We start from the raw sequence: 25,868 nt of genomic DNA on the forward strand, positions 1-25,868 counted from the left end.
CCGGCACGGCACGCTAGGAAGCGTGCCAGTGGCATGAAGTGTTTGGACGAAATGAGGTGTTCATGAGCGGCATGTTTGCCCACAACCTGCGACTGGGCGCGGCGAGTCTTCGGCGCAACGTCCTGCTGACGGCATTGATGATCATGTCGATCGGTTTTGGTGTCGCGGCGTCGATGGTGACGTTCGCCGTATTCCGCGCGGTGTCGGGCGATCCGATACCGCAGAAGTCGTCCAAGCTCTTCGTGCCGCTGATCGACAACCGTGGGCCGCAGTACAACCGCCACGGCGAGCCACCGTCGGCGCTCAATTACACCGATGCCATTGCTTTGATGCGTGCACACAAGGCGGTGCGGCAAACCATGCTGTTCCCGGTCGGCCTTTCGGTGATGCCCGATGACCCGCATCGCATGCCCTTCAAGGCCGTCGGCTATGCCACCTATAGCGACTTCTTCGCCATGTTTGACGTGCCGTTTCTGTACGGCAGCGCGTGGGACAACGGCCAGGACGAATCACGCGAAGCGGTGATCGTGATCAGCCGCGCCCTCAACCAGAAGCTGTTTCGCGGCGCCAATAGTGTGGGTCGCCAGGTCACGCTGGATGATCGCGAGTTTCGCATCGTGGGCGTGACCGACACGTGGGATCCCAAGCCACGCTTCTTCGACATTTTCGACGGCAACCTCTACGCGGACCCATCGCAGATCTATATCCCCTTCACCTATGCCATCGGGCAACGCATCGACACCTACGGCAACAACAATTGCGGCAGTGACGGCAAGCGCGGAGATAGCTGGGATAGCTGGCTGAGTGGCGAATGCGTGTGGATCAGCCCGTGGGTGCAACTGGATGACGCCGCGCAGGTACAGGCCTACCGGCAGTTCCTCGACGGTTACGCGCGCGAGCAGCGTGATGCGGGACGCTTCAACTGGGCGCCGAACAATCGCCTGCGTGACGTGCGCGAGTGGCTCGACTTCCAGCACGCCGTGCCGCCGGAAAGCCGCATTTCGCTGTCGCTATCGCTGGGCTTTCTGGTGATCTGCCTGGTCAACACCATCGGCCTCCTGCTGGCCAAGTTCATGCGCCGCGCACCGGAGATCGGCGTGCGCCGGGCGCTCGGCGCCTCGCGCGCGGACATCTACCGCCAGTTTCTGGCGGAGGCGGCCATGGTTGGGCTGGCCGGCGGCGCGCTTGGGTTGGTGCTCACGGCGGTGGGTATGTTTGGGTTGGGTCTGGTGTTCGAACCGCAGATTGCACGCCTCGCCCATTTGGATGTGTCGCTGATGCTGCTGACCTTGCTGGTGGCGGTTGCCGCCACGGTGTTTGCAGCGTTCTACCCCACCTGGCGGGCCGCGCAAGTGCAGCCCGCCTGGCAACTGAAGTCCAACTAAGGGAGGAGCGGACATGCAGATCAAACCGATTCTCTCCGCACTGCGCCGCCACAAGGCGGGCACCTTTCTGATTGCCATGCAGATCGCGCTTACGTTGGCGATCGTCTGCAATGCGCTGTTCATCATTCACCAGCGCGTGGCACATCTGTCCGAGCCCACGGGCATCGATGAGCCGAATATCTTCGTCATCAAGAGCGAATGGGTGGGCGCACCGAACTCCGCGCGGCTCGATGCCATGATTCGCGAGGATCTGCAGGTGTTGCGGCAGGTGCCCGGCGTGCAGAACGTGACGCCCAGCAATTCGTATCCGTTGCGCGGTAGCGGCTGGGACGATTCGGTCAAGCTCAAGCCCGATCAATTGCAGGACAGCTCCGGGGCAACGATCTATTTCGGCGACCAGAACTTTATCGATACGCTGGGCCTGAAGCTGGTGGCCGGTCGCAATTTTCGCGCCGATGAAATCGGCCACATGGACCTGCGCTACAAGCTGGCGCCGCCGGTGGTGATCGTGACCAAGGCACTTGCTCAGAAGCTGTTCCCTGGCGAGGACGCGGTGGGCAAAACCATCTATCTGATCGGTGGTCCGGGCACCATCGTGGGCGTGGTCGATCTACTGCAGGCACAAAGTGTCGAGCGGTGGGCCTCGGACTTCGCCTACCGCTCGGTGATCATCCCCGAGCGACTGACTATTTCACTGGGTACGTTCTACATCGTACGCACGCGGCCCGGGCAATTGGACACGGCCATGCATGCGGCGGTCAAAGCGCTGTTCGCGCAAAACCCACGCCGCGTGATCAACGACGACGATGGCGTGCTCAGCTTCAGCGAAGTGCGTTCGCGGGCTTATGAAAGCGATCGCGGCATGGCCATCCTGATGGGTGTGATCAGTCTGGTGCTGCTGGCGGTCACCGCAGCGGGCATCGTGGGCCTTACCAGTTTCTGGGTGGGTCAGCGCCGCAAACAGATCGGTGTGCGGCGCGCGCTCGGGGCCACCAGGCGAGACATCCTGCGCTACTTCATGGCCGAGAACCTGCTCATCAGCTGCGCTGGTGCGCTGGTCGGCGTGCTGCTCGCCATCGCCATGAACCTGTGGATGGTGACGCGTTTTGAAATGCATCGCCTGTCGCTGACCTATCTGGTCATCGGTGCGGTGATGCTGTTGTTGCTGGGGCAGGGCGCGGTACTTGCGCCGGCGTTGCGCGCATCGCGCGTGCCACCGGTAGAGGCCACGCGGTCGGTGTAATGGCGGGAACGGACGCAATGAGGGGATAACGATGTTTAGCTACTACCTTGATCTGGCACTGCGTAGCCTGAGGCGCAACAAGATGCTCACCGCGCTGATGGTGCTGGCCATTGCGCTGGGTATCGGGGCGAGCATGACGACGCTGACGGTGCTCCATGTGCTGTCGGGCGATCCGCTGCCGGGAACCAGCACCATGCTGTTCTATCCCCAGATAGATCCACGGGACATGGACGGCTACGAAGAGGGCAAGCGGCCACCCGAGCAGGTCTCCTGGCCGGACGGCCAGAACCTGCTGCATGCCAAGCGTGCCGACCGTCAAGCGTTGATGACCGGCGGCTCCGTGGCGGTGCAGCCGGCGCAAGCCAACATGGATCCGTTCTTTAGCGATGCACGCTATACAACGAGCGATTTCTTCCCGATGTTCAAGGTGCCGTTCCTCTATGGACGCCCCTGGAGCGCGCAGGAGGATGACGCCAAGGCTCGCGTGGTGGTGATCACTCGCACGCTCAACCAGAAGCTGTTCGGTGGCAAGAACAGCGTAGGTGAGACGCTGCGCATCAAGGATGCGGCACTCCAGGTCATTGGCGTGCTCGACGATTGGCGACCCACGCCGCGCTTCTACGACCTGAACACGGGTAGCAACTACGGCACGACAGAAGATGTGTTCGTTCCGTTGAGCACCTCCCGCGATGCGCATTTCGCGCACGACGGTAGTACCGATTGCTGGGGTAGCGGCGGCGGCGACGACGATCACGCCGAAACCGCACCCTGCGTGTGGCTGCAGTATTGGGTGCAGTTGGATAGCCCGGCCAAGGTCGCTGCGTATCGTGAGTTCCTGGTGCATTACTCACAGGAGCAGAAAACCTTGGGTCGCTTCCAGCGCCCGCCCAATGTGGAACTACCCAACTTGATGGAGTGGATGGACGTCAACAAGGTGGTGCCGGGCGATGTGCGGCTGCAGACGTGGCTGGCGCTGGGCTTCCTCCTGGTGTGCCTGGTCAACACCGTGGGGCTGATGCTGGCCAAGTTTCTGCGCCGCGCCGGCGAGCTCGGCGTGCGGCGCGCGCTGGGTGCGTCCAAGCGCGAGGTATTCACGCAATTGCTGGTGGAGTCCGGTGTGATCGGTCTGGCGGGTGGCTCTTTCGGTCTGTTGCTGGCCTTTGTTGGGCTATGGCTGGTACGCAAACAGCCGTCCAGCTATGCGGCGCTCGCGCATATGAGCATGGGCATGCTGCTGTTCACCTTTCTACTGGCGGTGGGCACAACCCTGCTCGCCGGCTTGCTTCCGGCCTGGCGTGCCTGCCAGATCACCCCTGCGCTGCAACTGAAGAGCCAATAAGGATCAGGTGATGGAAATTCTTCCCATTCTGTCGACCTTGCGTCGCCACAAGACCACTGCCTTCCTGGTGATCCTGGAGATCGCGCTGACCTGCGCCATCGTGTGCAACGCCGTCTTCATCATCAACCAGCGCATCGAGCGTATCCACATGCAAAGCGGTGTGGACGAACAACGCCTGCTGCACATCGCATTGGCAAACATCGGCGCCGGCAAGGACGAGAAGGCCCGTAGCGAGGAAGATCTCGCCGCGCTACGGCAGATCCCCGGTGTCGTCTCGGTGGCATCGGTCAGCCAGGTGCCGTTCGGCAACTCCTCATCCAATGCTTCGATCAAACTTGATCCCAAGCAGCGCATTGCTACGACCAATGCCACCAACTACTTCGGTGTGAACATCACCCAGACATTGGGTACGCAGCTGATCGCCGGGCGCGAGTTGACGGCTGACGACTACATGGACATGGAAGACGTGCTCAACGCGGTGGCTCGGCACGATCCCAAGGCCATACCCAAGACCGTGGTGATCACGCAAGCGCTGGCCCAACGCATGTGGCCCGGACAATCGGCTGTCGGCAAGCAGCTCTTCATGTCTGACTACGGATTCACCGTGGTGGGTGTGGTGAAGGATCTTGTGCGGCCATCGATCTGGGATGACTCGATCGCGGGATACAGCATGGTGTTGCCTATGCGCGTGTCCAACGGTGAGTACGTTGTGCGAGTAGACGATCCGAAGAACCGCGAGCGCGTGCTGAAGACCGCCGTGGCCAAGCTCAAGGAGATCAACCCGCATCGTGTTGTGCTCAAGCAGCATCTGTTGAGCAATATGCGCGAGGATTTCTTCCAGAACGATAGGGCGATGGCTGGCCTCCTGGTGGGTGTGTGCATCGCGCTGCTCGTCGTCACTGCATTGGGCATCGTGGGCCTGGGCAGTTTCTGGGTGGCACAGCGTCGCCGGCAGATCGGCGTGCGCCGCGCGTTGGGTGCCACACGCGTGAACATCCTCAACTACTTCCAGACAGAGAATTTCCTGCTGGCCACGATTGGCATCGCCGTGGGCATGGTGCTGGCCTACGGCATCAACTTGTTGCTGATGGTGCACTACGAGTTGCCGCGTCTACCCGGTATCTACTTCCCAGTGGGTGCGTTGTCGTTGTGGATTATCGGGCAGCTGGCGGTGCTGGGCCCCGCCATGCGGGCGGCCGCGGTGCCGCCAGTGGTGGCGACCCGATCGGTCTGATCGACGAGGAAGAGAGCGGCGTGGTTCGAACGGAACCATGCCGCTTTGGAGGGGCGTCAGGTGGTGACGCCGCCGTGGATACGAGCGATACACGCAACAGGGACGAAACGCATGCGTTACAACCTGACGTTGGCCTGGGAAGGACTGAAGCGGTATCCACGAAGCACCATCCTCGCAGTGCTCACGGTCGCGATGGGGCTGGCCGCCACCATGACGACGCTGGCGCTGCTACACCAACTGACGGCCGACCCGCTGCCAGGACGCAGCGGTCACCTATACCTGGCATGGGTGGACACCGTTCGGGCCAAGCCGCAGCAGAACCAGTCGCTTAACGACATTACCGTAGAGAACTATCACCGGATCAAATGGGACGATGCACAGGTGTTGCTGCGCGATCATCGCGCAACCTGGCAGGCACCGATGGCCAGCGTTTTTACGGAAATGACGGGGGATGGGGAGCATGCGCCACACCGGCGCGACTATCTGCTGGCGACCACCAGCGAGTTTATGCCGATGCTGGGGGTGTCCTTGCGCAGCGGACGCGGCTGGTCGGCTGCGGAGGACGCTGCGCGCGCGCCAGTTGCCATCGTCGACAGCGACATGGCCGTGCGGCTGTATGGCACGGTCGACGTGCTGGGGCGTGGCCTCAAGCTTGGGCATGGTGTATTCCGTATTATCGGCGTGACGGCACCTTTCTCGCCGCAGCCTCACTTCTACGATTTGTCGGCCATCACGTTTAGCGGTAGCCAACGCGACATGGCTTTCGTCCCCCTGGGGGCTTTGCTGGATGCGGGCGTCGACCTGGCGAGCAGCGACGCCTGTGACGAAAACGGTCCCAAGAAGTCGACGCTGTTCGGTACCGATGCTGCGCACTGTTCGTCGCTGAGTTATTGGGTAGACCTGCCAGACGGCAAAGCGGTGGCCGACTTTCGCGCCTATCTCCAACACTACGCGGAGAACCAGCAATCGCTGGCTGGCTACGGCAAGTCCGCTCGTGCGGAGCTGACCGGTGTGGGAGCCTGGTTGAGCAAGCAGAACGTCGTTCCTGACAACGTGCGGCTCAACGCGTGGTTGGCCGGTTCATTCCTGCTGCTGTGCATGGCCAACGTTGCCGGGCTGCTGGCGGCGCGCTTCCTCCGGCGTGGTGCGGAGATCGGCATACGCCGAGCGCTAGGTGCGCCGCGTTCCGCGATCTTCCAGCAGCACGTGTTCGAGGCCGCCTTGATCTGCTTGGTCGGCGGTGTGCTCGCCTTGCCGCTGACGTTGTTTGGCTTATGGACGCTGCGGCTGCAGGCCAGCGGCTTTACCGATCTGGCCCGTCTCGACCCGGCGATGTTCGTGGCGTTGTTCGCCCTGGCTCTGGTGGTCGGCATCGTCACTGGCTGGTTGCCGGCGTGGCGCGCATCGCGCGTGGAGCCGGGCCTGCAGGTCAAGAGCGCATAAGGGGAATGTGATGTCACTTGCCGTCATGCTCAAGATACTGCGTCGCCATGCGTTGATGCCTGCACTGGTGCTGTTTCAGGTGGCCCTGGCATGCGCCATTCTTTGCAATGTGTTGTTTCTCGTGTGGCAGCGTGTGCAGCCGATGGTTGCGCCCAGCGGCCTGGCGGAGGACGAACTGGTGCTGGTGGACCAGGTCACTTCGCGCGTGCGTCCATGGACGGGGGCGGAGGTGCGCGCCGGCCAGTTGGCGCTGAGCCACGCGCCCGGCGTGCGCTCCGCCTCGGCTGCGTTGGGGCTACCGATGATCGGCACGATGATGATCGACTACACCCTGCAATCGCCCAGGGGCGTCAAGGTTGGCGTGAACGGTTATTTCGGCGAGGGACTGGTGAACTCGCTGGGCCTGCAACTCGTGGCGGGGCGCGATTTCCTGCCCTCGGAGTATCGCGACTTTGGCGTCAACCATTCCTCCAGCGGCATCCCCGCAACCAGCGCGGCCGAGCCCATCATCATCCCTCAATCACTGGCAACGCAGCTGTTCGGTGACCAGCCTGCGGTGGGGCAGATCCTGCAGGTTCCCGACGAGCCCGATGGGCATGGTTACCAAGTGGTGGGGGTAGTGCGCCATCTGATGCGCAACCAATTGGACATGGCGACGGATGGACGCGCCGACAACACGTTGCTGGCCGCCAAACGTGTGGGCGATACCGCCATGGTGGGTTATGCGGTGCGCATCGATCCGGCCATGCGCGAGGTTGCCCTGCATGGCATTCGCGAGGCCATCCGGCAGGCATTCGGCCCACTGTTGAGCGATGACATACCGGTGAAGATCACCACCTACGCCGAACGGCGGCACGAAGCGCTGGAAAGCGCACGCGCAGCTCTGTGGCTGTTCGCTGGCGTGACGCTGGCCGTGCTCGTGGTGACGGCCATCGGCATCATGGGTCTCACAGGGTTCTGGGTGCAGCGCCGCACGCGGCAGATCGGCATCCAGCGTGCGCTGGGGGCGCGGCGTTCGCAGGTACTGCGCTACTTCATGGTGGAGAACCTGCTCATCGCCGGCGCTGGCGTGCTCATCGGCATGGCCTTGGCCTATGTCGCCAACGCAGTGCTCATGCGGCACTACGAGTTGCCGCGGCTGCCCTGGGCCTACCTTCCCATCGGTGGGGCGGTGGTGCTGTTGCTCGGCCAGCTTGCGGTATGGTCGCCGGCCAGGCGGGCGGCCGATGCGCCCCCGGTCGTGGCCACGCGGTCGGTTTAGTTGGCTTAGCTGAACGGCCGCCCGTGCGGTTCGGCACGGGCAGGCGGCCGGTGGGTGTGCAGAATAGGCGTATCTCAACCCGAGGGTGACCCCATGAAGATCGGACCGCGTATGTTGTTGGCGGGTGTGGTGATGTCGGCGGCGTGTGCCGTCACAGTGCAAGCCGCTACGACGGACGTACCCACCCGCGTGAAGGCGCTCAACGCCCTGCTCGCCGAGCAGTGGCAGCACACGCTGGAAACGCAGCCTGAGTTCGCCACGATCCTGGGCGACCTCCGCTACAACGATCGCTGGGCGGACAACTCCCCGGCCTTTGCCGACCGTGAGTACGCGGTGGACAAGGCGTTCCTGAAGCGCTTCCAGGCCATCGATACCACCGGCTTCTCGGAGGAGGACAAGCTCAACCAGCAGCTGATGGTGCGCAGGCTCACCGACGCACTGAAGGCGCACGAGCTGAAGGTGGATGAGATGCCGCTGGAACAGATGAGCGGCGTGCATCTGCAGTTGGCCGGCTTCGTCAGCTCCATCCCATTCGACAATACCAAGGAATACGACGATTACCTCAAGCGTCTGCAGGCCGTGCCGGCGCTGTTCGACCAGGCGACCGAAACCGCGCGCCTGGGCTTGAAGAACGGCATGATGCCGCCCAAGTATCTGCTTGAAAAAGTGGTCACCCAGATCGACAGCATCGGCAAGCCCGCTGGCATGGACAGCGTGTTTGCCGAGCCGCTGAAGCACTTCCCCAAGACGGTCTCTGCCGCCGATCAGAAGCGCCTGCACGACGCCATCCTCGCCGCCATCGACCAGCAGGTTCGCCCGGCTTTCGACAAGCTCGGTACATTCGTGAAGAACGACTATGCCCCGCATGGCCGCACCGAACCGGGCGTGTGGCAGCTGCCCAACGGCAATGCGATCTATGCGTTCCAGGTGGAGCAGATGACCACCACCAAGGAAAGCCCGGAGCGCATCCACGAGATCGGCCTGTCCGAGGTGAAGCGCATCGAAGGCGAGATGACCGAGATTGCCAAGCAGCAGGGCTTCAAGGACCTGGCGAGCTTCCGCGAATCGCTCAAGACCAACCCGAAGGTGCACGCAACCTCGCGCGAGGACATCCTCAACCGCTATCGCGATTACCTCGCCGGCATGCAGCCGGAACTGCCCAAGCAGTTTGGCCTACTGCCGAAGACCAAAGTGGAAGTGGTGCCGGTGGAAGCGTTCCGCGAGAAGGAAGCGGCCGCTGCCGAATACCACCAGGGTACGCCCGACGGTTCGCGTCCGGGCCAGATCTTCGTCAATACCGGCGACTACCAGAACCGTAGCGTGCTGACGATCGAGTCGACGGCCTATCACGAAGGCATCCCGGGCCATCACATGCAGATCTCCATCGCGCAGACGCTGCAGGGTCTGCCGCCGTTCCGCCAGCAGGCTGGCTACAACGCCTACATTGAAGGCTGGGCGCTGTATGCCGAGCAGCTCGGCCATGAGCTGGGCTTCTACAAGGACCCGCTGTCGTACTACGGCCACCTCTCCGATGAACTGCTGCGCGCTGATCGCCTCGTGCTCGACACCGGCGTGCACTACAAGCATTGGACGCGCCAGCAGATGGTGGATTTCTTCCATGCACACTCCAGCGAGGACGAGCCGGACGTGCAGGCCGAGACCGACCGTTACATCACGTGGCCGGGTCAGGCCTTGGCCTACAAGACGGGTCAGCTGAAGATCCTGGAGCTGCGCGCGCGTGCCAAGAAGGAATTGGGTGACAAGTTCGACATCCGTGCCTTCCACGACGAGATCCTCAATGGTGGCGCGCTGCCGCTGGACGTGCTGGAAGCTCGCACTGACGCGTGGATCGCGGCGGTGAAGGCAGGCAAGGCGCCGGCGCACCCGGCTGCCGGTTGATGTATGGCGCGCGCCGTCGAAGGCGGCGCGCGCTTCTGCGGGGAGGGATGACATGCGACGAGCGTTGAAGCACTTACTGCTGGTCGCTGGCCTGTTGCTGCCGGCGAGCCAGGCGCTAGCCTTGGATTGGTTCGCCTGGCAGTCCACCGATACCCTGCGCTGGCGCAGCGAGGGGCAGTACATGCATCTGGCGACGGAGAAGGGCGGCGGCGTCAGGGTGGTGAAAGAAACGCCGGTGGATCTCTGGGGTCTTTCCGCGGGCGACGTGATCCTCGAGGCCGACGGCAAACCGGTGGCGCACGTCGCCGACCTGGTCGCTACGCTGCGTGCCCACGGCGCCTCGCCCATGCCTTTGAAGGTGCGTCGCAACGGCAGCGAACAACAAGTGATGCTCGCCGCTAAGGCCCGCGTCGACCTGTTGCACGAGGCTCCAGCGGCTCCACCAGCGCCTCCGGCACTCCCCGCACCACCGGCGCCGCCGGGCGGTTGAATCACCAACAGCGACGAATCGACAGAATGATGGCAACCTTTTGGCGTGGAGCTGCATCCACGTATACATGTGCAAGCGACGAATGCGAACCGTACTGATCATCGATGACAACCCGGCCGTGGGTGAGGCGCTGTCTTTGGCGCTTTCCCTGCATGAGATCCGCCCGCTCACCGCGCTCACGCCTGAACAAGGCTTGGCCATGCTCGAAACCGAGCGGGTGGACGTAGTGATCCAGGACATGAACTTCACGGCCGACACCACCTCGGGCGAGGAGGGCATCGCGCTGTTCCGCGATATCCGCCATCGCCATACCGACCTGCCGGTGATCCTGCTCACCGCTTGGACGCACCTGGAAACGGCAGTAGAACTGGTGAAGGCCGGCGCGGCGGACTATCTCGCCAAGCCCTGGGACGACGCCAAGCTGCTCACCACGGTGGAGAACCTGCTGGAGCTGTCGGAATCCACCCGCGAGGTGACGCGCACTCGCAACGAACGCCGCAAGCGCCGTGAAGACCTGCAGCGCCGCTATGACCTCAACGGCATCGTGTTCGCCTCCGAGGCGATGGCGCGCACGCTGGACCTGGCCTGCCAGGTGGCGCGCTCGGACGTGCCCGTGCTCATCACTGGCCCCAACGGCGCCGGCAAGGAGCGTATCGCCGCGATCGTGCATGCCAATTCGGGCGTGAAGCGCGGTCCCTTTGTTGCAGTGAACTGCGGCGCCTTGCCGGGTGAGCTGATCGAGGCCGAACTGTTCGGCGCCGATGCCGGCGCATATACCGGCGCCAACAAGGCGCGCGAGGGCCGTTTCGAATTGGCCGACGGCGGCACGCTGTTCCTCGATGAGATCGGCAATCTGCCACTGTCGGGGCAGGTGAAGCTGCTGCGCGTGCTGGAAACTGGCCAGTTCGAGCGACTGGGTTCCGGCCGCACGCGCCATGTGAAGGTGCGTGTGCTGAGCGCGACCAATGCGGACCTGAAGGCAATGATCCGCGCAGGTACCTTCCGCGAAGACTTGTACTATCGCCTCAACGTCATCGAGGTGAACCTGCCGTCGTTGTCCGACCGCGTGGACGACATCATGCCGTTGGCTGATTTTTTCCTCGACAGCCGCGCCGAACTGACCGATGCCGCGCGCGATGCACTGCTGGGCTATGCGTGGCCCGGCAATGTGCGCGAGTTGAAGAACGCCATCGAGCGCGCTGCGCTGCTGGCCACCGATGGTCGCATCACGTCGGAGCTGCTCAACCTGCCGCAGTTGGCCGCTGCAGGTGCGCGCAATCTGGATGAACCCAGTCGTGAATCGGTAGAGGCTGCCCTGGACAAGGCGGGCGGTGTGGTCAGTCGTGCCGCCCAGTCGTTGGGGTTGTCGCGGCAGGCGTTGTATCGCCGCATGGAGCGTTACGGGCTGGCCCAGGTGTAACGCGGCTGACGGCGTTGCCCTAGTGGTGAAGGCCGAGGATGATGTCACGAGGGTCGATGGAGTCCGTCATGCGCTATCGCTACCTGCTTCTCGTCACCGCACTGCTGTGCGCCAACGCAACAGCGCAGAGCATTGTCCCGACCTCATCCAGCGATCACTGGGGCAAGCTCTCGCCTGCGCCGGCGAGCACCGTGGCGAGTGGTTATCGCGACACACTTAGCACGGCCGCTGGCGACGCGCAGCGTTTCAATTTCAACGAAGGTCCCGCTAAGGACAAGGCGCCGCCCGACCAGACGCCGATCCGCGTGATCATCAACAACGGCCACGGGCCGAATATCAATTGCGTGCCGATGGGGCCGGGTGGCGCGTGTCACTGACGGCCGTCGTTTGCGGGGGAGAGGTTTGATGTGGCTGGGCTTGCGTTCGCTCGAGTCGCGCATGGTGATGCTGCTGGGTTTTGCCGGTATCGCGGGCGCACTTATCTACGCTGGTGTGACGCAGTGGCCGTTGCCGCAGATTCTGGTATGGCTACGCCAGCTAGGCATCAACCTCGGAACGCCGGCGCATTTCGGGTTTTACGGCGGCATCCTCGTATCGATGGCCTTTCTGCTGCCCTTGTCGCTCTGGCTGGGCCATCGCGTGATATCGCCCATCACCAAGCTGTTGCGCGCGCTCGAAGGCGCCGTGGCCAGTTACCGCGACGGTGACTTCAGCTTTTCCATCGCGGCCACGCGCCGCGACGAACTGGGCGAGCTGATCCGCATGCACAACGCGCTGGGGCAGACCTTGCGCGAGCAGCGCCAGAACCTTGCACAGCGCGAATTGCTGCTGGATACGGTGGTGCAGAACACGCCCGTCGCGCTGGTGCTCACTGATGCCAGCGGACGAGTGACCTACGCCAACATTGCTTCGCGCCATCTCTTCAACGAGGGGCGCACTTTGCACGGCCTGGATTTCGGCGAGCTGCTCAGCGACAGTCCCGAAGCACTGCGTCGCGCGGTGGAAAGCGGAGAGGATGCGCTGCTGACCGTGGAGATGGACGGCGGTGAGGAAACCTTTCACCTATCGCAACGCAGCTTCCGTTTGCAGGGGAGGCCGCATCGTTTGCAGTTGTTCCGGCGCATGACGCGCGAACTGTCGCGACAGGAAGTCGCCACGTGGAAACGCGTGATCCGCGTGATCAGCCATGAACTCAACAACTCGCTGGCGCCGATTTCCTCGCTGGCGCATTCCGGCGCGGAACTCGCGCGCCGGGGCGACACCGCGCGCCTGCCGGGCGTCTTCGCCACCATCGGTGAGCGCGCGCGGCATCTGCATGGTTTCATTGCCGGCTACGCCAGTTTCGCCAAGCTGCCCGCGCCACAACCCAAGGCGATCGAATGGAAGCCATTCCTGGACGGCTTGGCGTTGCACTGCAAATTCCGCCTGGGCAGCGCCTTGCCCGAGCAGCCCGGTTGGTTCGACACGGCGCAGATCGAGCAGGTATTGATCAACCTGGTGAAGAACGCACACGAATCGGGCAGCGCCGATGACGAAGTATCGCTGTCGGTCATGATCGTCGCCCGTGATGCGCGCATCGAGGTGGCCGACCGTGGCCCTGGCATGAGCGAGACGGTGCTGGCGCAGGCCCTGTTGCCGTTCTATTCCACCAAGCGTTCCGGCACCGGCCTGGGTCTGGCGTTGGCGCGCGAGATCGTGGAAGCCCATGGCGGCCGCATCGCGCTCAACAACCGGGAGGATGGCGGCCTGCGGGTCAGCCTGTTGCTCCCGCTAGGGTCAAGATAACGTTCAATCAAATAGCCACGACACTTTGTCGGCGCCGGGCTCGCCTATACTCGATCCCATCTTCATGGAATGGGAAGGCAGGCAATGGGCTCGATATTTGCTCTCGTATTGATCGCGGTCGCCGTGATTGTGGTCGCCAAGCTGGTGCGCATGGTGCCGCAGGGTTACGAATGGACGGTGGAGCGTTTCGGTCGCTATACGCGCACGCTCACACCGGGCCTGCATTTCCTCGTCCCCTTCATCTACAGCATCGGTCGCAAGATGAACATGATGGAGCAGGTGCTGGACGTGCCCTCGAAGGACGTCATCACCAAGGACAACGCCGTGGTGCGCGTCGATGGTGTGGTGTTCTATCAGGTGCTGGATGCAGCCAAAGCCGCCTATGAAGTGGCAAATCTCGAGCAGGCCGCGCTGGCGTTGGTGATGACCAACATCCGCACGGTGCTGGGCTCGATGGACCTGGATGAATCGCTGAGTCAGCGCGACGCCATCAACGCCAAGCTGCTTAACGTGGTGGATGAAGCCACCCATCCGTGGGGTGTCAAGGTCAATCGCATCGAGATCAAGGACATCGCGCCTCCGCGAGATCTGATTGATTCGATGGCGCGCCAGATGAAGGCCGAGCGCGAGAAGCGTGCAAACATTCTCGAAGCAGAAGGTTTTCGTCAGGCAGCCATTCTCAAGGCTGAAGGTGAAAAGCAGTCAGTGATTCTGGCGGCAGAAGGTGAGAAGGAAGCCGCTTTCCGCGCTGCTGAAGCCCGCGAGCGCTCGGCAGAAGCCGAAGCCAAGGCAACCACCATGGTGTCCGAATCGATCGCCAACGGTAACGTCAACGCGCTCAATTATTTCGTCGCCAACAAGTACGTCGAGGCGCTGAAGGAAATGGCGCACTCGCCCAACCAGAAGATGCTGCTGCTTCCGATGGAAACCACCGGCATCCTCGGTTCGCTGGCAGGCATTGCCGAGCTCGCCAAGGATTCGCTCAGCCAACAGCAGGCCAGCAATACGGGCCGCCGCACGCCACCGTCGATGAGCTGAGCGACGACCATGGAACAGATCGCCGTGCATTACCTGTGGTGGATCCTCGCGTTGGTGCTGATCGCCATCGAGGTGATCCTGCCCGGCTATTTCATGCTGTGGATCGGCATTGCCGCTGGCGTCACCGGGTTGGTGGTGCTGGTTGCGCCGGGTATGTCGTTGCTCGCGCAGGCGCTGGTGTTCGTGGTGCTCGCGTTTCTTTCCTGTGCGGCCTATTGGTACGGGCTGCGTCCGCGCCTGATGCGCAACGAGCCGGGTGACGCGCTGCTCAACCGACGTGGTGAGCAGAAGATCGGACAACGCTATGTGCTGGCTGAGCCTATCGTCCATGGGCGGGGCAAGGCGAAGGTGGGCGATAGTTTGTGGTTGGTGAGTGGGCCGGATTTGCCTGTCGGCAGTATGGTGGAGGTGGTGGGGGTCGATGGGACTACGTTGTTGGTGAGGGCGGCGGAGTAGGGGACCGTTCTTTGCTCCCTCTCCCCTTTTGGGGAGAGGGTTGGGGTGAGGGGCGGGTGCTCGCCTTACCGTTTCATCTCTAGCCGTCATCCCGGCGTAGGCCGGGATCCAGAGCCTCGGTGTTTGGTTTTAGCGCTACGGCGATCTGGCTCGCCTGCGGCGGGCTTTCGCCCTCCTACCGGAGGCCGAGTCACTTTTCTTTGCTTGCCCACGCACGCGCAGGAGCGCGTGCGAACGGCGAAGCCGGCCCGAAGGGCGGAGGGCAGGATGCCCGGAGTAAAGAAAAGTAACCCGAAGAAAGGGCACCCCCACTTGGCGCTGGCCGGCTGCGCCGGCCAGTTCGTGAGGGGCGGCCGGGCTTTTCGACGGGGCTCCTGCCCCGGCGAAAAGGGATCGGCATCCATGCCGATCCCCCTGCGGGCCTTCTCGTCCACCCCTCACCGCCGCACAGGGGGCCCGAAGGTCAATGGCGTCGAGCCGAAGGCTCGTGCAGCAGAGCTGCACATCGCACTAATGCGGAAAGGACTTAAAGCAGGCTTCGCTGCGCTTCCCGACCGGTGTGGAGGACTCGATGCGTAACGGCATCGCTTTTCTCTTCTGCTTTGAGTTTGTGTGCTTGGCAGGAGCAAAGCGACCTGTCGTGACGCGATGTGCAGCTCTGCTGCACGAGCCGTCTGCTTGCTGCTCTTGATCTATCGGGTCCCCGTATGAGGCGGCGGGCGGGTGGAGAGAAGGCCCGCAGGGGAATCGGCATGGATGCCGATTCCTTTTCGTCGGGGCAGGAGCCCCGTCGAAAAGCCCGGAACCCGACCGCGCACCTGGAGGGCGAAGCCCGGAAGGCGACTCATCCGGGGGGCCTTTTCTTTTGGTTACTTTTCTTCGGGCAAGCAAAGAAAAGTGACCCGGACTGCGGCAGCAGTTCGGAAGCCCGCCGCAGGCGAGCCAGGTCGCGATATCGCGACAACCGAGCACAAGGTCACTAGATAACCAGCCCTTCGGCTGTTGAAAAGCGCCTCCTGCTTTCGCAGGGATGACGACAAAGATGAAGCGGTACCGCGAGCACCCACCCCTCACCCCAACCCTCTCCCCGAAGGGGAGAGGGAGCAGAACGAACGCCCACGTTGAGCAAACGACACGCACACCACCAACACAACCACGATTCAGACAACGAACCCCAGACTCCTCCCCCTGACATAGCCGTCCAAATCAGTTTTACTACCGTCATGCCCCAGGCCAAGCCCACCACCACCCCATCGCCAGCGACCACCGTCGCCCGGACCACTGCGCGATGAATCCGCCCCTCATCCTCACGCCACAGGCGATGGCACCGCTCAACACCCGCATCGCGTTCCTGCTGGAGCTGGCGCGTCGCCTGCACCAGTACGGCACGGCGGCGCCGCGCCTGGAGGGGGCTATCGGCGGGGCGGCGCAACGGTTGGGGTTGGTGGCGGATGTCTGGTCCAGTCCAACGGCCATCATCATCTCGTTCACCGACCTCACGCAGGGTGAGGACGAGGTGGCTCAGGTTACCCAGGTGATGCGTCTGGCGCCGGGTGACGTGAACCTGGCGCGGTTGAGCGACGCCGATGCCATCGCCGACAAGGTGATCGCAGGCGACATCGATCTGCGCGGAGGGTTTCGCCAGTTGCGCGAGCTGGGGCGGCCGGACACACGCCGCGCGCAGGCGGGCGTGATCGCGAGTTACGGCCTGGCGGCGGCGAGTGTTGTGGCGCTGCTGTTGCACAGCTCGTGGGCGGATCTCATCGCGGCGGCGGTGATCGGCCTCATCATCGGCACGATCACTGTGCTTTCTGCCACACGGCCTCGGCTGGCCGTGGCGAGTGAGGCCATCAGCGCGCTGGTCGCTACGACCATTGCTATCGTAGTCAGCCAGTTCGTGGTGCCGTTGGCGATCAAGTCAGTGATCCTGGCGGGATTGATCGTGCTCATGCCGGGCATGGCACTCACCACGGCGGTGCGCGAGATCTCCAGCCAGCATTTGGTGGCGGGCGTGGCACGCATGGGTGGTGCGATCGCGACGCTTATCAAACTCACCTTTGGTGCGGTGGCCGCGACCACGCTGTGCACGGCATTCGGCATCGAAGGCCGCGATTACGCGTTGCCGCCTTTGCCATCGTGGACGGATTATCCGGCGTTGATCCTGGGCGCTTTCGCCTTTGCCATTTCCTTCCGCGCGGCACGGCGCGACTGGCTGGTGGTCATGGCGGCGGTGGTGATCGGATATCTGGCGACGCGCTGGGGTGGTGCGTTGGCCGCCAAACTGCCGGCGGCGCCGTTCGGTGTGTTCCTGGGCGGATTGATCCTGAGCAGCCTTGCCAATCTGTATGCGCGTTTTGTGCACCGGCCGGGCGCCATCATTCGCGAGCCCGGCATCATTCTGCTGGTGCCGGGAAGTACAGGGTTTCGCAGCGTGTCGTATTTGCTCGAGCGGGACACCACGTTGGGCATGGACACCAGTTTGCTGCTGGTAACGCTGCTCATTGCATTGGTGGCCGGATTGCTGTTCGGCGATCTGCTTATTGCGCCACGCCGTTCGTTGTAAAAATGCGAGGCCGCAAATAAAAATGCCGACCCTTGGGTCGGCATTTTTTTGTTTACAGGATGGACGATCAGATCGCCAGATCCTTTTCCTTTTTGCCGGCCTTCAGTGCGTCATTGAACCAGCGCGGACGCTTGCCGCGACCCGACCACATCTGCTCAGGATCAGCGGGATTGCGATACTTGGGAGCCACTGTGCCACCGCTGCGACGGGCCTTGCCGGCGCGTGCGCTGCCAAAAATATCTTCAACCGAAAAACCCTCGGCCTTGATCAATGCGTGGATTTTCTCGCGAAGCTTGGAAACCTTTTCCTTACGCAATTCGTGCTGGCGACTCTGCGCCTTGCTGATCAGGTCGTTGAGCTGATTATGGTTGAGGTTCTTGATATCAACTGCCATGCGTTACTCCCGGGGGTGAGTGTGGCTACTTGCACGGGCACCGCAACTTAGGGCAGTACCTCTTATGGTTTATTGATTTTTACCGATTCAACGTTTTGATGCAAAGCCGACATTGCCAGGAACGGGTAAAGCCATTTGTTTCATGTGATTCCAATAATGGGCCCTGTGGATTTATGTGGCGCCCATCCCCCTTTAGTTCGAATCATGACGCATGGCACATGACGATTAATCGATGGCCGACCGTTCAGTGGAAAATGTCTGGCGTCGGACCGTAAATGACTGCGATAGGCCAATGGAACCGGGCTGAAAATGTCAGCGCCGGACAATAAAGAAAACGGCCGCTTGCGCGGCCGTTTTTTATGACAACTGATCCTGCATTAACCGAGCAGTGCGAACAGCTCGTCTTGCGTCACGGCCCGGGCTTCGGCCTCGTTGCGGGCACGGTATTCCAGCGTACCGGCGGCGAGGCCGCGCTCGCTGACGACCACGCGATGTGGAATGCCGATTAGTTCCATGTCCGCGAACATGGCGCCGGGACGCAGGCCACGGTCGTCTAGCACCACGTCGATGCCGCGGGCCTGCAAAGCCTGGTAGAGCGATTGAGCGGCCTCGCTGATTTCCGGCGTGTTCTTGGGATTGATCACGCACACAGCCGCGCGCCAGGGGGCCATCGGCTCGGGCCAGATGATGCCGGCGTCATCGTGGCGCTGTTCGATGGCGGCCGCCACGATGCGACTGACGCCGATGCCGTAGCAGCCCATCAGCATTACCTGGGCCTTGCCGTTCTCATCCAGCACGGTGGCCTTGAGTGCCTCGGCGTACTTGCTGCCGAGCTGGAACACGTGGCCCACCTCAATGCCGCGCGCGATCTGCAGGGTGCCCTTGCCATCCGGCGAGGGGTCGCCAGCGACGACCTTGCGGATGTCTTCCACACGGGTCACGCGGGCGTCGCGATCCCAGTTGGCGCCGGTGTAGTGGGTGCCGTCCTGGTTGCCGCCGCAGACGAAATCGGCCAACACGGCCGCGCTGCGATCGACGATGACGGGGATGCTCGCCGGCAGCCCAGCCGGTCCGATGAAGCCGGGGCGGGCACCGGTAGCGGCGAGGATTTCCTCCTCGGAGGCCAGCACGGAATCACCCGGCATCTCAGCGAGCTTGCCGGCCTTCACCTCGTTGATCTCGTGGTCGCCGCGCACGCACAGCGCGACGAGGCCTTCGGTGCCGCGCACCAGGATGGTCTTCACGCACTGCTGCGGCGTGACCTTCAGGAAGGCAGCAACGTCTTCGATGGTCTTCTGCGTGGGTGTATCCACGCGCTGGAGTGCGGCGGACGCGGCGGGGCGCTCGGCGGTGGGCGCCAGCGCCTCGGCCTTCTCGATGTTGGCGGCGTAGTCGGAGCCGTCGGAGAAGATCAGTGCGTCTTCGCCCGAATCGGCCAGTACCTGGAATTCGTGGCTGGCGTTGCCGCCGATGGCGCCGGTGTCGGCCTGCACAGCGCGGAACGTCAGGCCCAGGCGGGTGAAGATGCGCGTGTACGCCTGGTACATGGCGTCATAGGTTTCAGCCAGCGATTCCTGGGAGAGATGGAAGGAGTAGGCATCCTTCATCAGGAACTCGCGCGCGCGCATCACGCCGAAGCGGGGGCGGATCTCGTCGCGGAACTTGGTCTGGATCTGATAGAAGTTGACCGGCAGTTGCTTGTAGCTCTTCAGCTCGTTGCGCGCGAAGTCGGTGATCACTTCCTCGGCCGTGGGCGCGTAGCAGAACTCCTGCTCCTTGCGGTCCTTGATCTTCAGCAGCTGCGGGCCGAATTTCGCCCAGCGACCGCTTTCCTCCCACAGCTCTTTGGGCTGGATGGTCGGCATGAGCAGTTCGACCGCGCCGGCGCGGTCCATTTCCTCACGAACGACGGCCTCCACCTTGCGTAGCACGCGCAGGCCCAGCGGCGACCAGGTGTACAGGCCGGAGGCGAGCTTGCGGATCATGCCGGTACGCAGCATCAGGCGATGGCTGGTGATTTCGGCGTCGGCAGGGACTTCCTTGACGGTGGCCAGGTGGAATTGGCTGAGGCGCATGCGAACGGATCCGGCGGAGAAAGAGGGCGATTATAGCGGCCCGCGACACGTGACTTGGCTGACCGTGCCAGTTTCCGTGCGCTTGCGCCGCCGGGATGCGCTTAGGTGCCCGAGCAATACTGCTGGTACTGCGCCTGGGAGGTGGCCTGCTGCTGTTGGCGCTGGTCGGCGTTGATGACCTTCTGCTGGCCACCTTCTTCCATGATCACGGGGCCGCTGCCCTTGAGCGTGTCCATGTTGGCTTTGAGCGTGGTGCACAGCTTTGCGCGGTTTTCCGGGGTGTCGGCCATCGGCTGCTGGGGCGTTGCCGGCTTGGCGGCATCACTGGACGGTTCCGTGCTAGCAGTCTGGGCCGGCGGTGCGGCCAGTGGTTCCACCGAGCCACTGGTGGTGACCTTGTTGTACTTGGTGCCCTGCGGCGGCGGTGCATCGGAGTAGTGCACGGTGCCGTTGGCGTCCTTCCACTTGTATGCCTGGGCGGCGACCAGGGGCGCAACGAGCAGCAGCGCAGTGGCAATCATCAGGCGACGCATGGTGGACTCCGGGGCGTAGGGCAGGTTAAGGAAAGCGGGCTCGCTCCGGCGGCGTTTCTGGGCATATCCCGGTGGACCGGCGAGGCCGGCGACGCCCTCCTGCGAGGCCGTAGCATCGTTGCACCCCCTCCAGCCGGACTCAAGCGGGGGATGGTTTACACTGCGCGTATTCCGTCACGGATTGATTCATGAGCGACAGTACGCCCGCCAGCCCCCCCACGCCATCGGGGGATTTATCTGCTGCCGAACCTGATCACGACCGGTGCGATGTTCGCCGGGTTCTACGCGATCGTGACGAGCATCGGCGGGGATTTCAGCTCGGCGGCCATCGCCGTATTCGTGGCAGCGCTGCTGGACGGTATGGACGGTCGCGTGGCTCGCCTGACCAACACCCAGAGCGAGTTCGGCGTGCAGTACGACTCGCTGTCGGACCTGATCAGCTTTGGCTTGGCGCCGTCGCTGGTGATGTACACCTGGTCGCTATCGGCACTGAAGGACTACGGCCCCACCTGGGGCAAGATAGGCTGGGCTGCCGCCTTCATCTACGCAGCCTGCGCGGCCTTGCGGCTGGCGCGCTTCAACACCCAGGTCGGCGTGATCGACAAGCGCTATTTCCAGGGGTTGGCGAGTCCGGCGGGAGCGGCCGTGTGCATGTCCTTTGTGTGGAGCATGGATAAGTTCGGCGTGATCGGTGCGGAGGTGTGCTTCGTCACCCCGGTGATCGCTGTGTTGGTGGGCCTGCTCATGGTCAGTAATTTTCGCTACTACAGCTTCAAATCGCTGCCGATGGGCGACCGTGTGCCGTTCCTGTGGGTGCTGATCGGCGTGCTGGTGCTGGTGCCGTTCTTCATTGACCCACCGCGTGTGCTGTTCGTCGTGTTCACCCTGTACTTGCTGTCTGGCCCTGCGATGACCGTGTGGGGACGCGCCACGCGTCGCCGGCGTCGGGGAGTCGTCTGATGGCCGGGTTTGCACCCACCTCCTTGCCGCATCGCGAGCGTGTGTTGCGCGCGCTGGGCGTCACGCCGTGGGTGCGTCGCGCGGCGGCCGCAGAGTCGGCGGTCGTGAGCGTCTCTGCAGTCGACGCCATGTCTGCGGTGATGACAGGTGATTGCGTGGTGGTGTTGCCCGCTGGCTGCTCGCCGCGGGAGCTCGATCTGGTGGGGCGTGCGCTGATGGCCTGCGGCGCCGCCGTGGCCAGGGCACCGCGCATCGAAGTGACTGAGGGTCAACTGGCGAATCCGCCGGAAGCTCGTGCGTATCTCGTCTTCGGTGAGGCGCAGGCGCGGGCGTTGGGTCGCGAATTGCCGGCGGCTACCGTGAGCCGCGCCCATATCGTGCTGGCCGATGAGCCCGCTGGCGTGCTGACCTCAGGCGCCGGCAAGCGTAGGCTCTGGAACGCGCTGCGCAGCCTGCGTCGCGCGCTGGCCTCGTCTGCGGAGTAGTCCTGCATGGTCGCTGTGGCCCGTCCTCACGCCGAAATCCGCGCCATGCGTCGCGACGACGTGCCGATCGTGGCGGCGATGGAGGCATCTTCGTACGATTTCCCGTGGACAGCGGGCATCTTCAATGACTGCCTGAAGGCCGGTCACCCGAGCTGGGTGATGTGGGTGGACGGTGTGATTGCCGGTTATGGCGTGCTGTCGGTGGCTGCCGATGAAGCGCACGTCCTCAACGTCTGTGTCGGTCCCGATCACCGGGGGCTCGGGCTCGGGCGATTCCTGTTCCGGCGCTTGCTGGACATCGCCCGCTGGAATGGCGCGGGCAGGGTGTTCCTTGAGGTGCGGCCGTCCAATCCAGTGGCGCAGGCCATGTATCGCTCGATCGGTTTCGAGGAGATCGGGCGCCGGCCGAAGTACTACCCGGCCAAGGAAGGACGCGAAGACGCCATCGTGATGGCACTGGATTTGTCGCCGGCGCCGTAAACCTAGCGCGCCGCCGCGGCGTGGCGCCATCGTTCGCCGGATCGCTGGTGGAAAGTATCTGCCCGAGAAGCGGCACGGGTTGTCGTAAACAGCGCGCGATATGCGAGCGCCCGGTTGCGCGATCTAAGCTGCATGCCCCTCGCCCTAATCCTGGTGGATTAGAGCGAGGAACATACATTCGCGTCGAGCGTCGCGACGTTGGTTTCAGCCCAGCTTCTGCGCCTGCTCGCGCAGCGCGTTGGCCTGCGTGGTCCAGTCGGTGATGCGCTGGCGTTCCTGCGCAACCACTTCCTCCGGTGCGTTGGCGACGAAGTTGGCGTTGCCCAGCTTGCCTTCGCACTTCTTGATCTCGCCTTCGATGCGGGCGATTTCCTTCGAGAGGCGGGCTTTTTCTGCACCAAGATCGATCAGGCCGGCGAGCGGGATCAGCACACGCATCGAACCGACCACTGCAGCGGCAGCTGCGGGTTCGTCCTTGCCCGATTCGATCCAGTGCGGTGCGTCGACACGAGCCAGGAAGCTGATGTTCGCTGTGTTTGCAGCGGCACGAGTCCGGTCTGCGCCATCGCCATCGGCGAGCAGCACCGGGAGCACTTTGCCCGGCGGGATGTTCATCTCCGCACGGATACGGCGGATGCCGCTCAGCACATTTTTGAACCATTCGATCTCGGCGGTGGCGGCTTCGTCGGCCACGATGTCACCGGCCTTCGGCCACGGGCGCTCCATCAGGAACTTGGCGTCGAGGCCGAGCTTTGGTGCCACCGAATGCCAGATCTCCTCGCTGATGAACGGCACGATGGGGTGCAGCGCGCGCAGGATGGTTTCCAGCACCACCACCAGCGTGTGGCGCGTGGAGGCCGCAGCGGCGGCATCGTCGCCGTTCAACGCGGGCTTGGACAATTCCAGGAACCAGTCGCAGAACTCGTTCCAGGTGAACTCATAGAGTTCCTGCGCCAGCAGGTCGAAGCGATAGTTGGCGAAGTGCTGTTCGACATCGGTGAGCGTCTGCTTCAGGCGCGTAAGGATCCAGCGCTCCGCCTTCGTCACCGGTCCATTCGCCGGTGCGGCGAGCTCGCCTTCCGGCAGGTTCATCAGCACGAAGCGCGCGGCGTTCCACAGCTTGTTGCAGAACGCCTTGTAGCCTTCGGCACGCTTGATGTCGAAGTTGATGGTGCGGCTGTAGCTGGCCAGCGCGGCGAAAGTGAAACGCAGCGCGTCGGTGCCGATGGACGGGATGCCGGCCGGATAGTCCTTGCGGATGCGCTTTTCCACCTTCTCGCGCACTTGCGGAATCAGCAACGACTTCGTCGACTTGGCGACCAGCGGCTCCAGCTCGATGCCGTCGATGAGATCGAGCGGATCGAGCGTATTGCCCTTGGACTTAGACATCTTCTGGCCTTCTGCATCACGCACGATGGCGTTGATGTAGACATGGCGGAACGGCACGCGACCGGTGAAGTACTTGGTCGCCATCACCATGCGCGCGACCCAGAAGAAGATGATGTCAAAACCCGTCACCAGCACGGCGCTGGGCAGGAAGACATTGTCGCTTTCCCAGTTCGCCACGACGTTGCCGTGCTCGTCCTTCACCGGGCCGTCCATCGGCCAGCCCAGGGTGGAGAACGGCCACAGCGCGGAGCTGAACCACGTATCGAGCACGTCGTCGTCCTGGCGTAGCGCGCCGACCGGCGTGGTGCTGGCATGTGCGCGTGCGTCGGCTTCGTCTTCGCCGACGAAGATGTTGCCGGCTTCGTCGTACCACGCAGGGATGCGATGGCCCCACCACAGCTGGCGGCTGATGCACCAGTCCTGGATGTTGTCCAGCCACTGCGTGTACGTGGTGCTCCAGTTTTCCGGCACGAACTTCACTTCACCCGAGCGCACGGCGTCGAGCGCCGGCTCGGTGATTTCCTTGCGGCCCTTCTCGCTTGTGAGGTCGAGGAACCACTGGTCGGTGAGCATCGGCTCGATCACGGCATCCGAGCGCTGGCTCACCGGCACCTGCAGCTTGTGCGGCTTGGTTTCCACCAACAGGCCTTCCGCTTCCAGGTCCGCGAGCACGGCTTTGCGTGCTTCGTAGCGGTCCATGCCGCGGTACTTCTCCGGCCCGTTTTCATTGACCTTCGCGTCAAGCGTGAAGATGTTGATCGGCGTCAGGTTGTGGCGCTGACCGACGGCGTAGTCGTTGAAGTCGTGCGCAGGCGTGATCTTGACGAAGCCGGTGCCGAACTCGCGATCGACGTAGTCGTCGGCGATCACCGGAATCTCGCGGCCGCTCAGCGGCAAGCGCAACGTCTTGCCGACGAGGTGCGTGTAACGCTCGTCCTCCGGATTCACTGCGACGGCGACGTCACCCAGCATGGTTTCCGGACGCGTGGTGGCGACCACAACGCTGTCCTTGCCGTCGGCTGTGTAGTAGCGGATGGACCACATATGGCCATCACGCTCGACATTGTTCACTTCGAGATCCGAGACCGCCGTGCCCAGTGCTGGATCCCAGTTCACCAAGCGGTTGCCACGGTAGATCAGGCCCGCGCGGAACCAGTCGACGAACACCTTGCGCACCGCGGCCGACAGACCCGGATCCATGGTGAAGCGCTCGCGCGACCAATCAGCAGCGACGCCAAGGCGACGCATCTGGTTGGTGATGGTCGAGCCGGACTCTTCCTTCCACTGCCACACGCGCTCGATAAAGGCTTCGCGGCCCAGGTCATGGCGCGTCTTGTTCTCTACCGCGAGCTGGTTCTCCACGATTTTCTGCGTGGCGATGCCGGCGTGGTCCGTGCCTACCTGCCACAACGTGTTCATGCCACGCATGCGCTGGTAGCGGATCAGCATGTCCATCACGGTCTGCTGGAACGCATGGCCCATGTGCAGGGTGCCAGTGACGTTCGGCGGCGGCAGCAGGATGCAGTACGGCTCGCCCTGGCCGGTCGGCTTGAAGTCGCCGCTGGCTTCCCAGGCGGCATACCACTTCGATTCGATCTGGCCGGGCTCGAAACTCTTGTCCATCAGGGGCTCGCGATTGCGCGCCGAGGCTGGCGCGTGGGGATTGACGTTAAAGGGTCGATTGTACGGGTGGGGGCGCTGGGGTGCCATTTTTGGCTGGCGGTTGAGCCTGTGCGGGGAGGTGGCCTTCTGCTCTCACGGGGTGCAGGTAGTAAGGAGCGATGTGCAGCTCCGCTGCACGAGCCGTCGGCTCGTCGCTTTTGACCGTCGGGCCCCCTGTGCGGCGGTGAGGGGTGGACGATCAGGCCCGTAGGGGGGATCGGCACGGATGCCGATCCCTTTTCGCCAGGGCAGGATGCCCTGTCGAAAAGCCCGGCCGCCCCTCACGAACTGGCCGGCATAGCCGGCCAGCGCCAAGTGGGGGTGCCCTTCTCTT

Annotated in this window: 21 protein-coding genes; 17 read left to right on the forward strand and 4 right to left on the reverse strand. The window is 63.3% G+C overall.

Going from position 1 to position 25,868, the window contains the following annotated elements; genetic code table 11:
• Nucleotides 1-71: 71 nt before the first annotated feature.
• The 14 genes from DYST_RS20590 (at nt 72) to DYST_RS20655 (ending at nt 17,556) form a co-directional block, all read left to right on the forward strand.
• Complete coding sequence (locus tag DYST_RS20590; RefSeq protein WP_239952168.1) at nt 72-1,385, forward strand: ABC transporter permease; 1,314 nt, start codon at nt 72-74, stop codon at nt 1,383-1,385.
• 13 nt (nt 1,386-1,398) lie between these two features.
• Entirely contained in the window at nt 1,399-2,628 is a 1,230-nt protein-coding gene (locus tag DYST_RS20595; RefSeq protein ID WP_239948009.1) for an ABC transporter permease, read from the forward strand.
• Between the two features lie 31 nt (nt 2,629-2,659).
• Complete coding sequence (locus tag DYST_RS20600) at nt 2,660-3,967, forward strand: ABC transporter permease (protein WP_239948018.1); 1,308 nt, start codon at nt 2,660-2,662, stop codon at nt 3,965-3,967.
• Nucleotides 3,968-3,977: 10 nt separating this feature from the next.
• On the forward strand, nt 3,978-5,201 hold the full coding sequence (locus DYST_RS20605) for an ABC transporter permease (protein WP_239948020.1): 1,224 nt from the start codon (nt 3,978-3,980) through the stop codon (nt 5,199-5,201).
• Between the two features lie 111 nt (nt 5,202-5,312).
• Complete coding sequence (locus DYST_RS20610; RefSeq protein ID WP_239948022.1) at nt 5,313-6,644, forward strand: ABC transporter permease; 1,332 nt, start codon at nt 5,313-5,315, stop codon at nt 6,642-6,644.
• A gap of 10 nt (nt 6,645-6,654) precedes the next feature.
• A complete protein-coding gene (locus DYST_RS20615; RefSeq protein ID WP_239948024.1) occupies nt 6,655-7,905 on the forward strand; it encodes an ABC transporter permease in 1,251 nt (416 codons plus the stop codon).
• Nucleotides 7,906-7,998: 93 nt separating this feature from the next.
• Nucleotides 7,999-9,804, forward strand: a complete 1,806-nt coding sequence (locus tag DYST_RS20620; protein ID WP_239948025.1) for a DUF885 domain-containing protein — start codon at nt 7,999-8,001, stop codon at nt 9,802-9,804.
• Nucleotides 9,805-9,856: 52 nt separating this feature from the next.
• Entirely contained in the window at nt 9,857-10,294 is a 438-nt protein-coding gene (locus DYST_RS20625; protein ID WP_239948027.1) for a PDZ domain-containing protein, read from the forward strand.
• A gap of 82 nt (nt 10,295-10,376) precedes the next feature.
• Complete coding sequence (locus DYST_RS20630) at nt 10,377-11,714, forward strand: sigma-54-dependent transcriptional regulator (RefSeq protein WP_239948029.1); 1,338 nt, start codon at nt 10,377-10,379, stop codon at nt 11,712-11,714.
• A 68-nt stretch (nt 11,715-11,782) separates the two neighbouring features.
• Nucleotides 11,783-12,091 carry a hypothetical protein gene (locus tag DYST_RS20635; protein ID WP_239948031.1) on the forward strand — a complete coding sequence of 103 codons (309 nt, stop codon included), beginning with the start codon at nt 11,783-11,785 and terminating at the stop codon, nt 12,089-12,091.
• A gap of 28 nt (nt 12,092-12,119) precedes the next feature.
• Complete coding sequence (locus tag DYST_RS20640; protein WP_239948033.1) at nt 12,120-13,499, forward strand: sensor histidine kinase; 1,380 nt, start codon at nt 12,120-12,122, stop codon at nt 13,497-13,499.
• A gap of 84 nt (nt 13,500-13,583) precedes the next feature.
• Complete coding sequence (locus DYST_RS20645) at nt 13,584-14,537, forward strand: SPFH domain-containing protein (protein WP_239948035.1); 954 nt, start codon at nt 13,584-13,586, stop codon at nt 14,535-14,537.
• 9 nt (nt 14,538-14,546) lie between these two features.
• Entirely contained in the window at nt 14,547-14,993 is a 447-nt protein-coding gene (locus tag DYST_RS20650; protein ID WP_239948037.1) for an NfeD family protein, read from the forward strand.
• Between the two features lie 1,288 nt (nt 14,994-16,281).
• Complete coding sequence (locus tag DYST_RS20655) at nt 16,282-17,556, forward strand: threonine/serine ThrE exporter family protein (protein ID WP_102301161.1); 1,275 nt, start codon at nt 16,282-16,284, stop codon at nt 17,554-17,556.
• A gap of 67 nt (nt 17,557-17,623) precedes the next feature.
• On the opposite strand, the gene DYST_RS20660 is transcribed toward DYST_RS20655, so the two are convergent.
• The 3 genes from DYST_RS20660 to DYST_RS20670 form a co-directional block, all read right to left on the reverse strand.
• Complete coding sequence (locus tag DYST_RS20660) at nt 17,624-17,950, reverse strand: H-NS family nucleoid-associated regulatory protein (protein ID WP_239948038.1); 327 nt, start codon at nt 17,948-17,950, stop codon at nt 17,624-17,626.
• 377 nt (nt 17,951-18,327) lie between these two features.
• Nucleotides 18,328-20,025: a proline--tRNA ligase gene (locus DYST_RS20665; RefSeq protein WP_239948040.1), complete on the reverse strand. Its 1,698-nt coding sequence runs from the start codon at nt 20,023-20,025 to the stop codon at nt 18,328-18,330.
• A 101-nt stretch (nt 20,026-20,126) separates the two neighbouring features.
• A complete protein-coding gene (locus DYST_RS20670) occupies nt 20,127-20,558 on the reverse strand; it encodes a DUF4124 domain-containing protein (protein WP_102301158.1) in 432 nt (143 codons plus the stop codon).
• Between the two features lie 267 nt (nt 20,559-20,825).
• On the opposite strand from DYST_RS20670, the gene pssA reads away from it, so the two are divergent.
• Genes pssA through rimI form a run of 3 tightly spaced genes read left to right on the forward strand, consistent with a single transcriptional unit; the run spans nt 20,826 to nt 22,483 of the window.
• A complete protein-coding gene (gene pssA / locus DYST_RS20675) occupies nt 20,826-21,518 on the forward strand; it encodes a CDP-diacylglycerol--serine O-phosphatidyltransferase (protein WP_239948042.1) in 693 nt (230 codons plus the stop codon).
• Entirely contained in the window at nt 21,518-22,003 is a 486-nt protein-coding gene (locus tag DYST_RS20680) for a hypothetical protein (RefSeq protein WP_239948044.1), read from the forward strand. The genes pssA and DYST_RS20680 overlap by 1 nt, the downstream gene beginning before the upstream one ends.
• 6 nt (nt 22,004-22,009) lie before the next feature.
• Nucleotides 22,010-22,483 carry a ribosomal protein S18-alanine N-acetyltransferase gene (gene rimI / locus DYST_RS20685; protein ID WP_102301155.1) on the forward strand — a complete coding sequence of 158 codons (474 nt, stop codon included), beginning with the start codon at nt 22,010-22,012 and terminating at the stop codon, nt 22,481-22,483.
• 204 nt (nt 22,484-22,687) lie between these two features.
• Here rimI and DYST_RS20690 read toward each other — a convergent pair whose 3' ends face one another.
• Entirely contained in the window at nt 22,688-25,495 is a 2,808-nt protein-coding gene (locus DYST_RS20690) for a valine--tRNA ligase (protein ID WP_239948052.1), read from the reverse strand.
• Nucleotides 25,496-25,868: the final 373 nt, after the last annotated feature.

Source organism: Dyella terrae (assembly GCF_022394535.1).
GTDB lineage: Bacteria > Pseudomonadota > Gammaproteobacteria > Xanthomonadales > Rhodanobacteraceae > Dyella.

Excerpts from the sequence above, each read along its gene's own strand:
- DYST_RS20640 (WP_239948033.1), top strand. The coding sequence starts at position 12,120 with ATGTGGCTGGGCTTGCGTTCGCTCGAGTCGCGCATGGTGATGCTGCTG.
- DYST_RS20630 (WP_239948029.1), top strand. The coding sequence starts at position 10,377 with ATGCGAACCGTACTGATCATCGATGACAACCCGGCCGTGGGTGAGGCG.
- DYST_RS20670 (WP_102301158.1), bottom strand. The coding sequence starts at position 20,558 with ATGCGTCGCCTGATGATTGCCACTGCGCTGCTGCTCGTTGCGCCCCTG.
- pssA (WP_239948042.1), top strand. The coding sequence starts at position 20,826 with ATGTTCGCCGGGTTCTACGCGATCGTGACGAGCATCGGCGGGGATTTC.
- DYST_RS20620 (WP_239948025.1), top strand. The coding sequence starts at position 7,999 with ATGAAGATCGGACCGCGTATGTTGTTGGCGGGTGTGGTGATGTCGGCG.
- DYST_RS20650 (WP_239948037.1), top strand. The coding sequence starts at position 14,547 with ATGGAACAGATCGCCGTGCATTACCTGTGGTGGATCCTCGCGTTGGTG.
- DYST_RS20665 (WP_239948040.1), bottom strand. The coding sequence starts at position 20,025 with ATGCGCCTCAGCCAATTCCACCTGGCCACCGTCAAGGAAGTCCCTGCC.
- DYST_RS20600 (WP_239948018.1), top strand. The coding sequence starts at position 2,660 with ATGTTTAGCTACTACCTTGATCTGGCACTGCGTAGCCTGAGGCGCAAC.
- DYST_RS20605 (WP_239948020.1), top strand. The coding sequence starts at position 3,978 with ATGGAAATTCTTCCCATTCTGTCGACCTTGCGTCGCCACAAGACCACT.
- DYST_RS20595 (WP_239948009.1), top strand. The coding sequence starts at position 1,399 with ATGCAGATCAAACCGATTCTCTCCGCACTGCGCCGCCACAAGGCGGGC.
- DYST_RS20660 (WP_239948038.1), bottom strand. The coding sequence starts at position 17,950 with ATGGCAGTTGATATCAAGAACCTCAACCATAATCAGCTCAACGACCTG.
- DYST_RS20625 (WP_239948027.1), top strand. The coding sequence starts at position 9,857 with ATGCGACGAGCGTTGAAGCACTTACTGCTGGTCGCTGGCCTGTTGCTG.
- DYST_RS20590 (WP_239952168.1), top strand. The coding sequence starts at position 72 with ATGTTTGCCCACAACCTGCGACTGGGCGCGGCGAGTCTTCGGCGCAAC.
- rimI (WP_102301155.1), top strand. The coding sequence starts at position 22,010 with ATGGTCGCTGTGGCCCGTCCTCACGCCGAAATCCGCGCCATGCGTCGC.
- DYST_RS20635 (WP_239948031.1), top strand. The coding sequence starts at position 11,783 with ATGCGCTATCGCTACCTGCTTCTCGTCACCGCACTGCTGTGCGCCAAC.
- DYST_RS20690 (WP_239948052.1), bottom strand. The coding sequence starts at position 25,495 with ATGGACAAGAGTTTCGAGCCCGGCCAGATCGAATCGAAGTGGTATGCC.
- DYST_RS20645 (WP_239948035.1), top strand. The coding sequence starts at position 13,584 with ATGGGCTCGATATTTGCTCTCGTATTGATCGCGGTCGCCGTGATTGTG.
- DYST_RS20610 (WP_239948022.1), top strand. The coding sequence starts at position 5,313 with ATGCGTTACAACCTGACGTTGGCCTGGGAAGGACTGAAGCGGTATCCA.
- DYST_RS20615 (WP_239948024.1), top strand. The coding sequence starts at position 6,655 with ATGTCACTTGCCGTCATGCTCAAGATACTGCGTCGCCATGCGTTGATG.
- DYST_RS20655 (WP_102301161.1), top strand. The coding sequence starts at position 16,282 with ATGAATCCGCCCCTCATCCTCACGCCACAGGCGATGGCACCGCTCAAC.
- DYST_RS20680 (WP_239948044.1), top strand. The coding sequence starts at position 21,518 with ATGGCCGGGTTTGCACCCACCTCCTTGCCGCATCGCGAGCGTGTGTTG.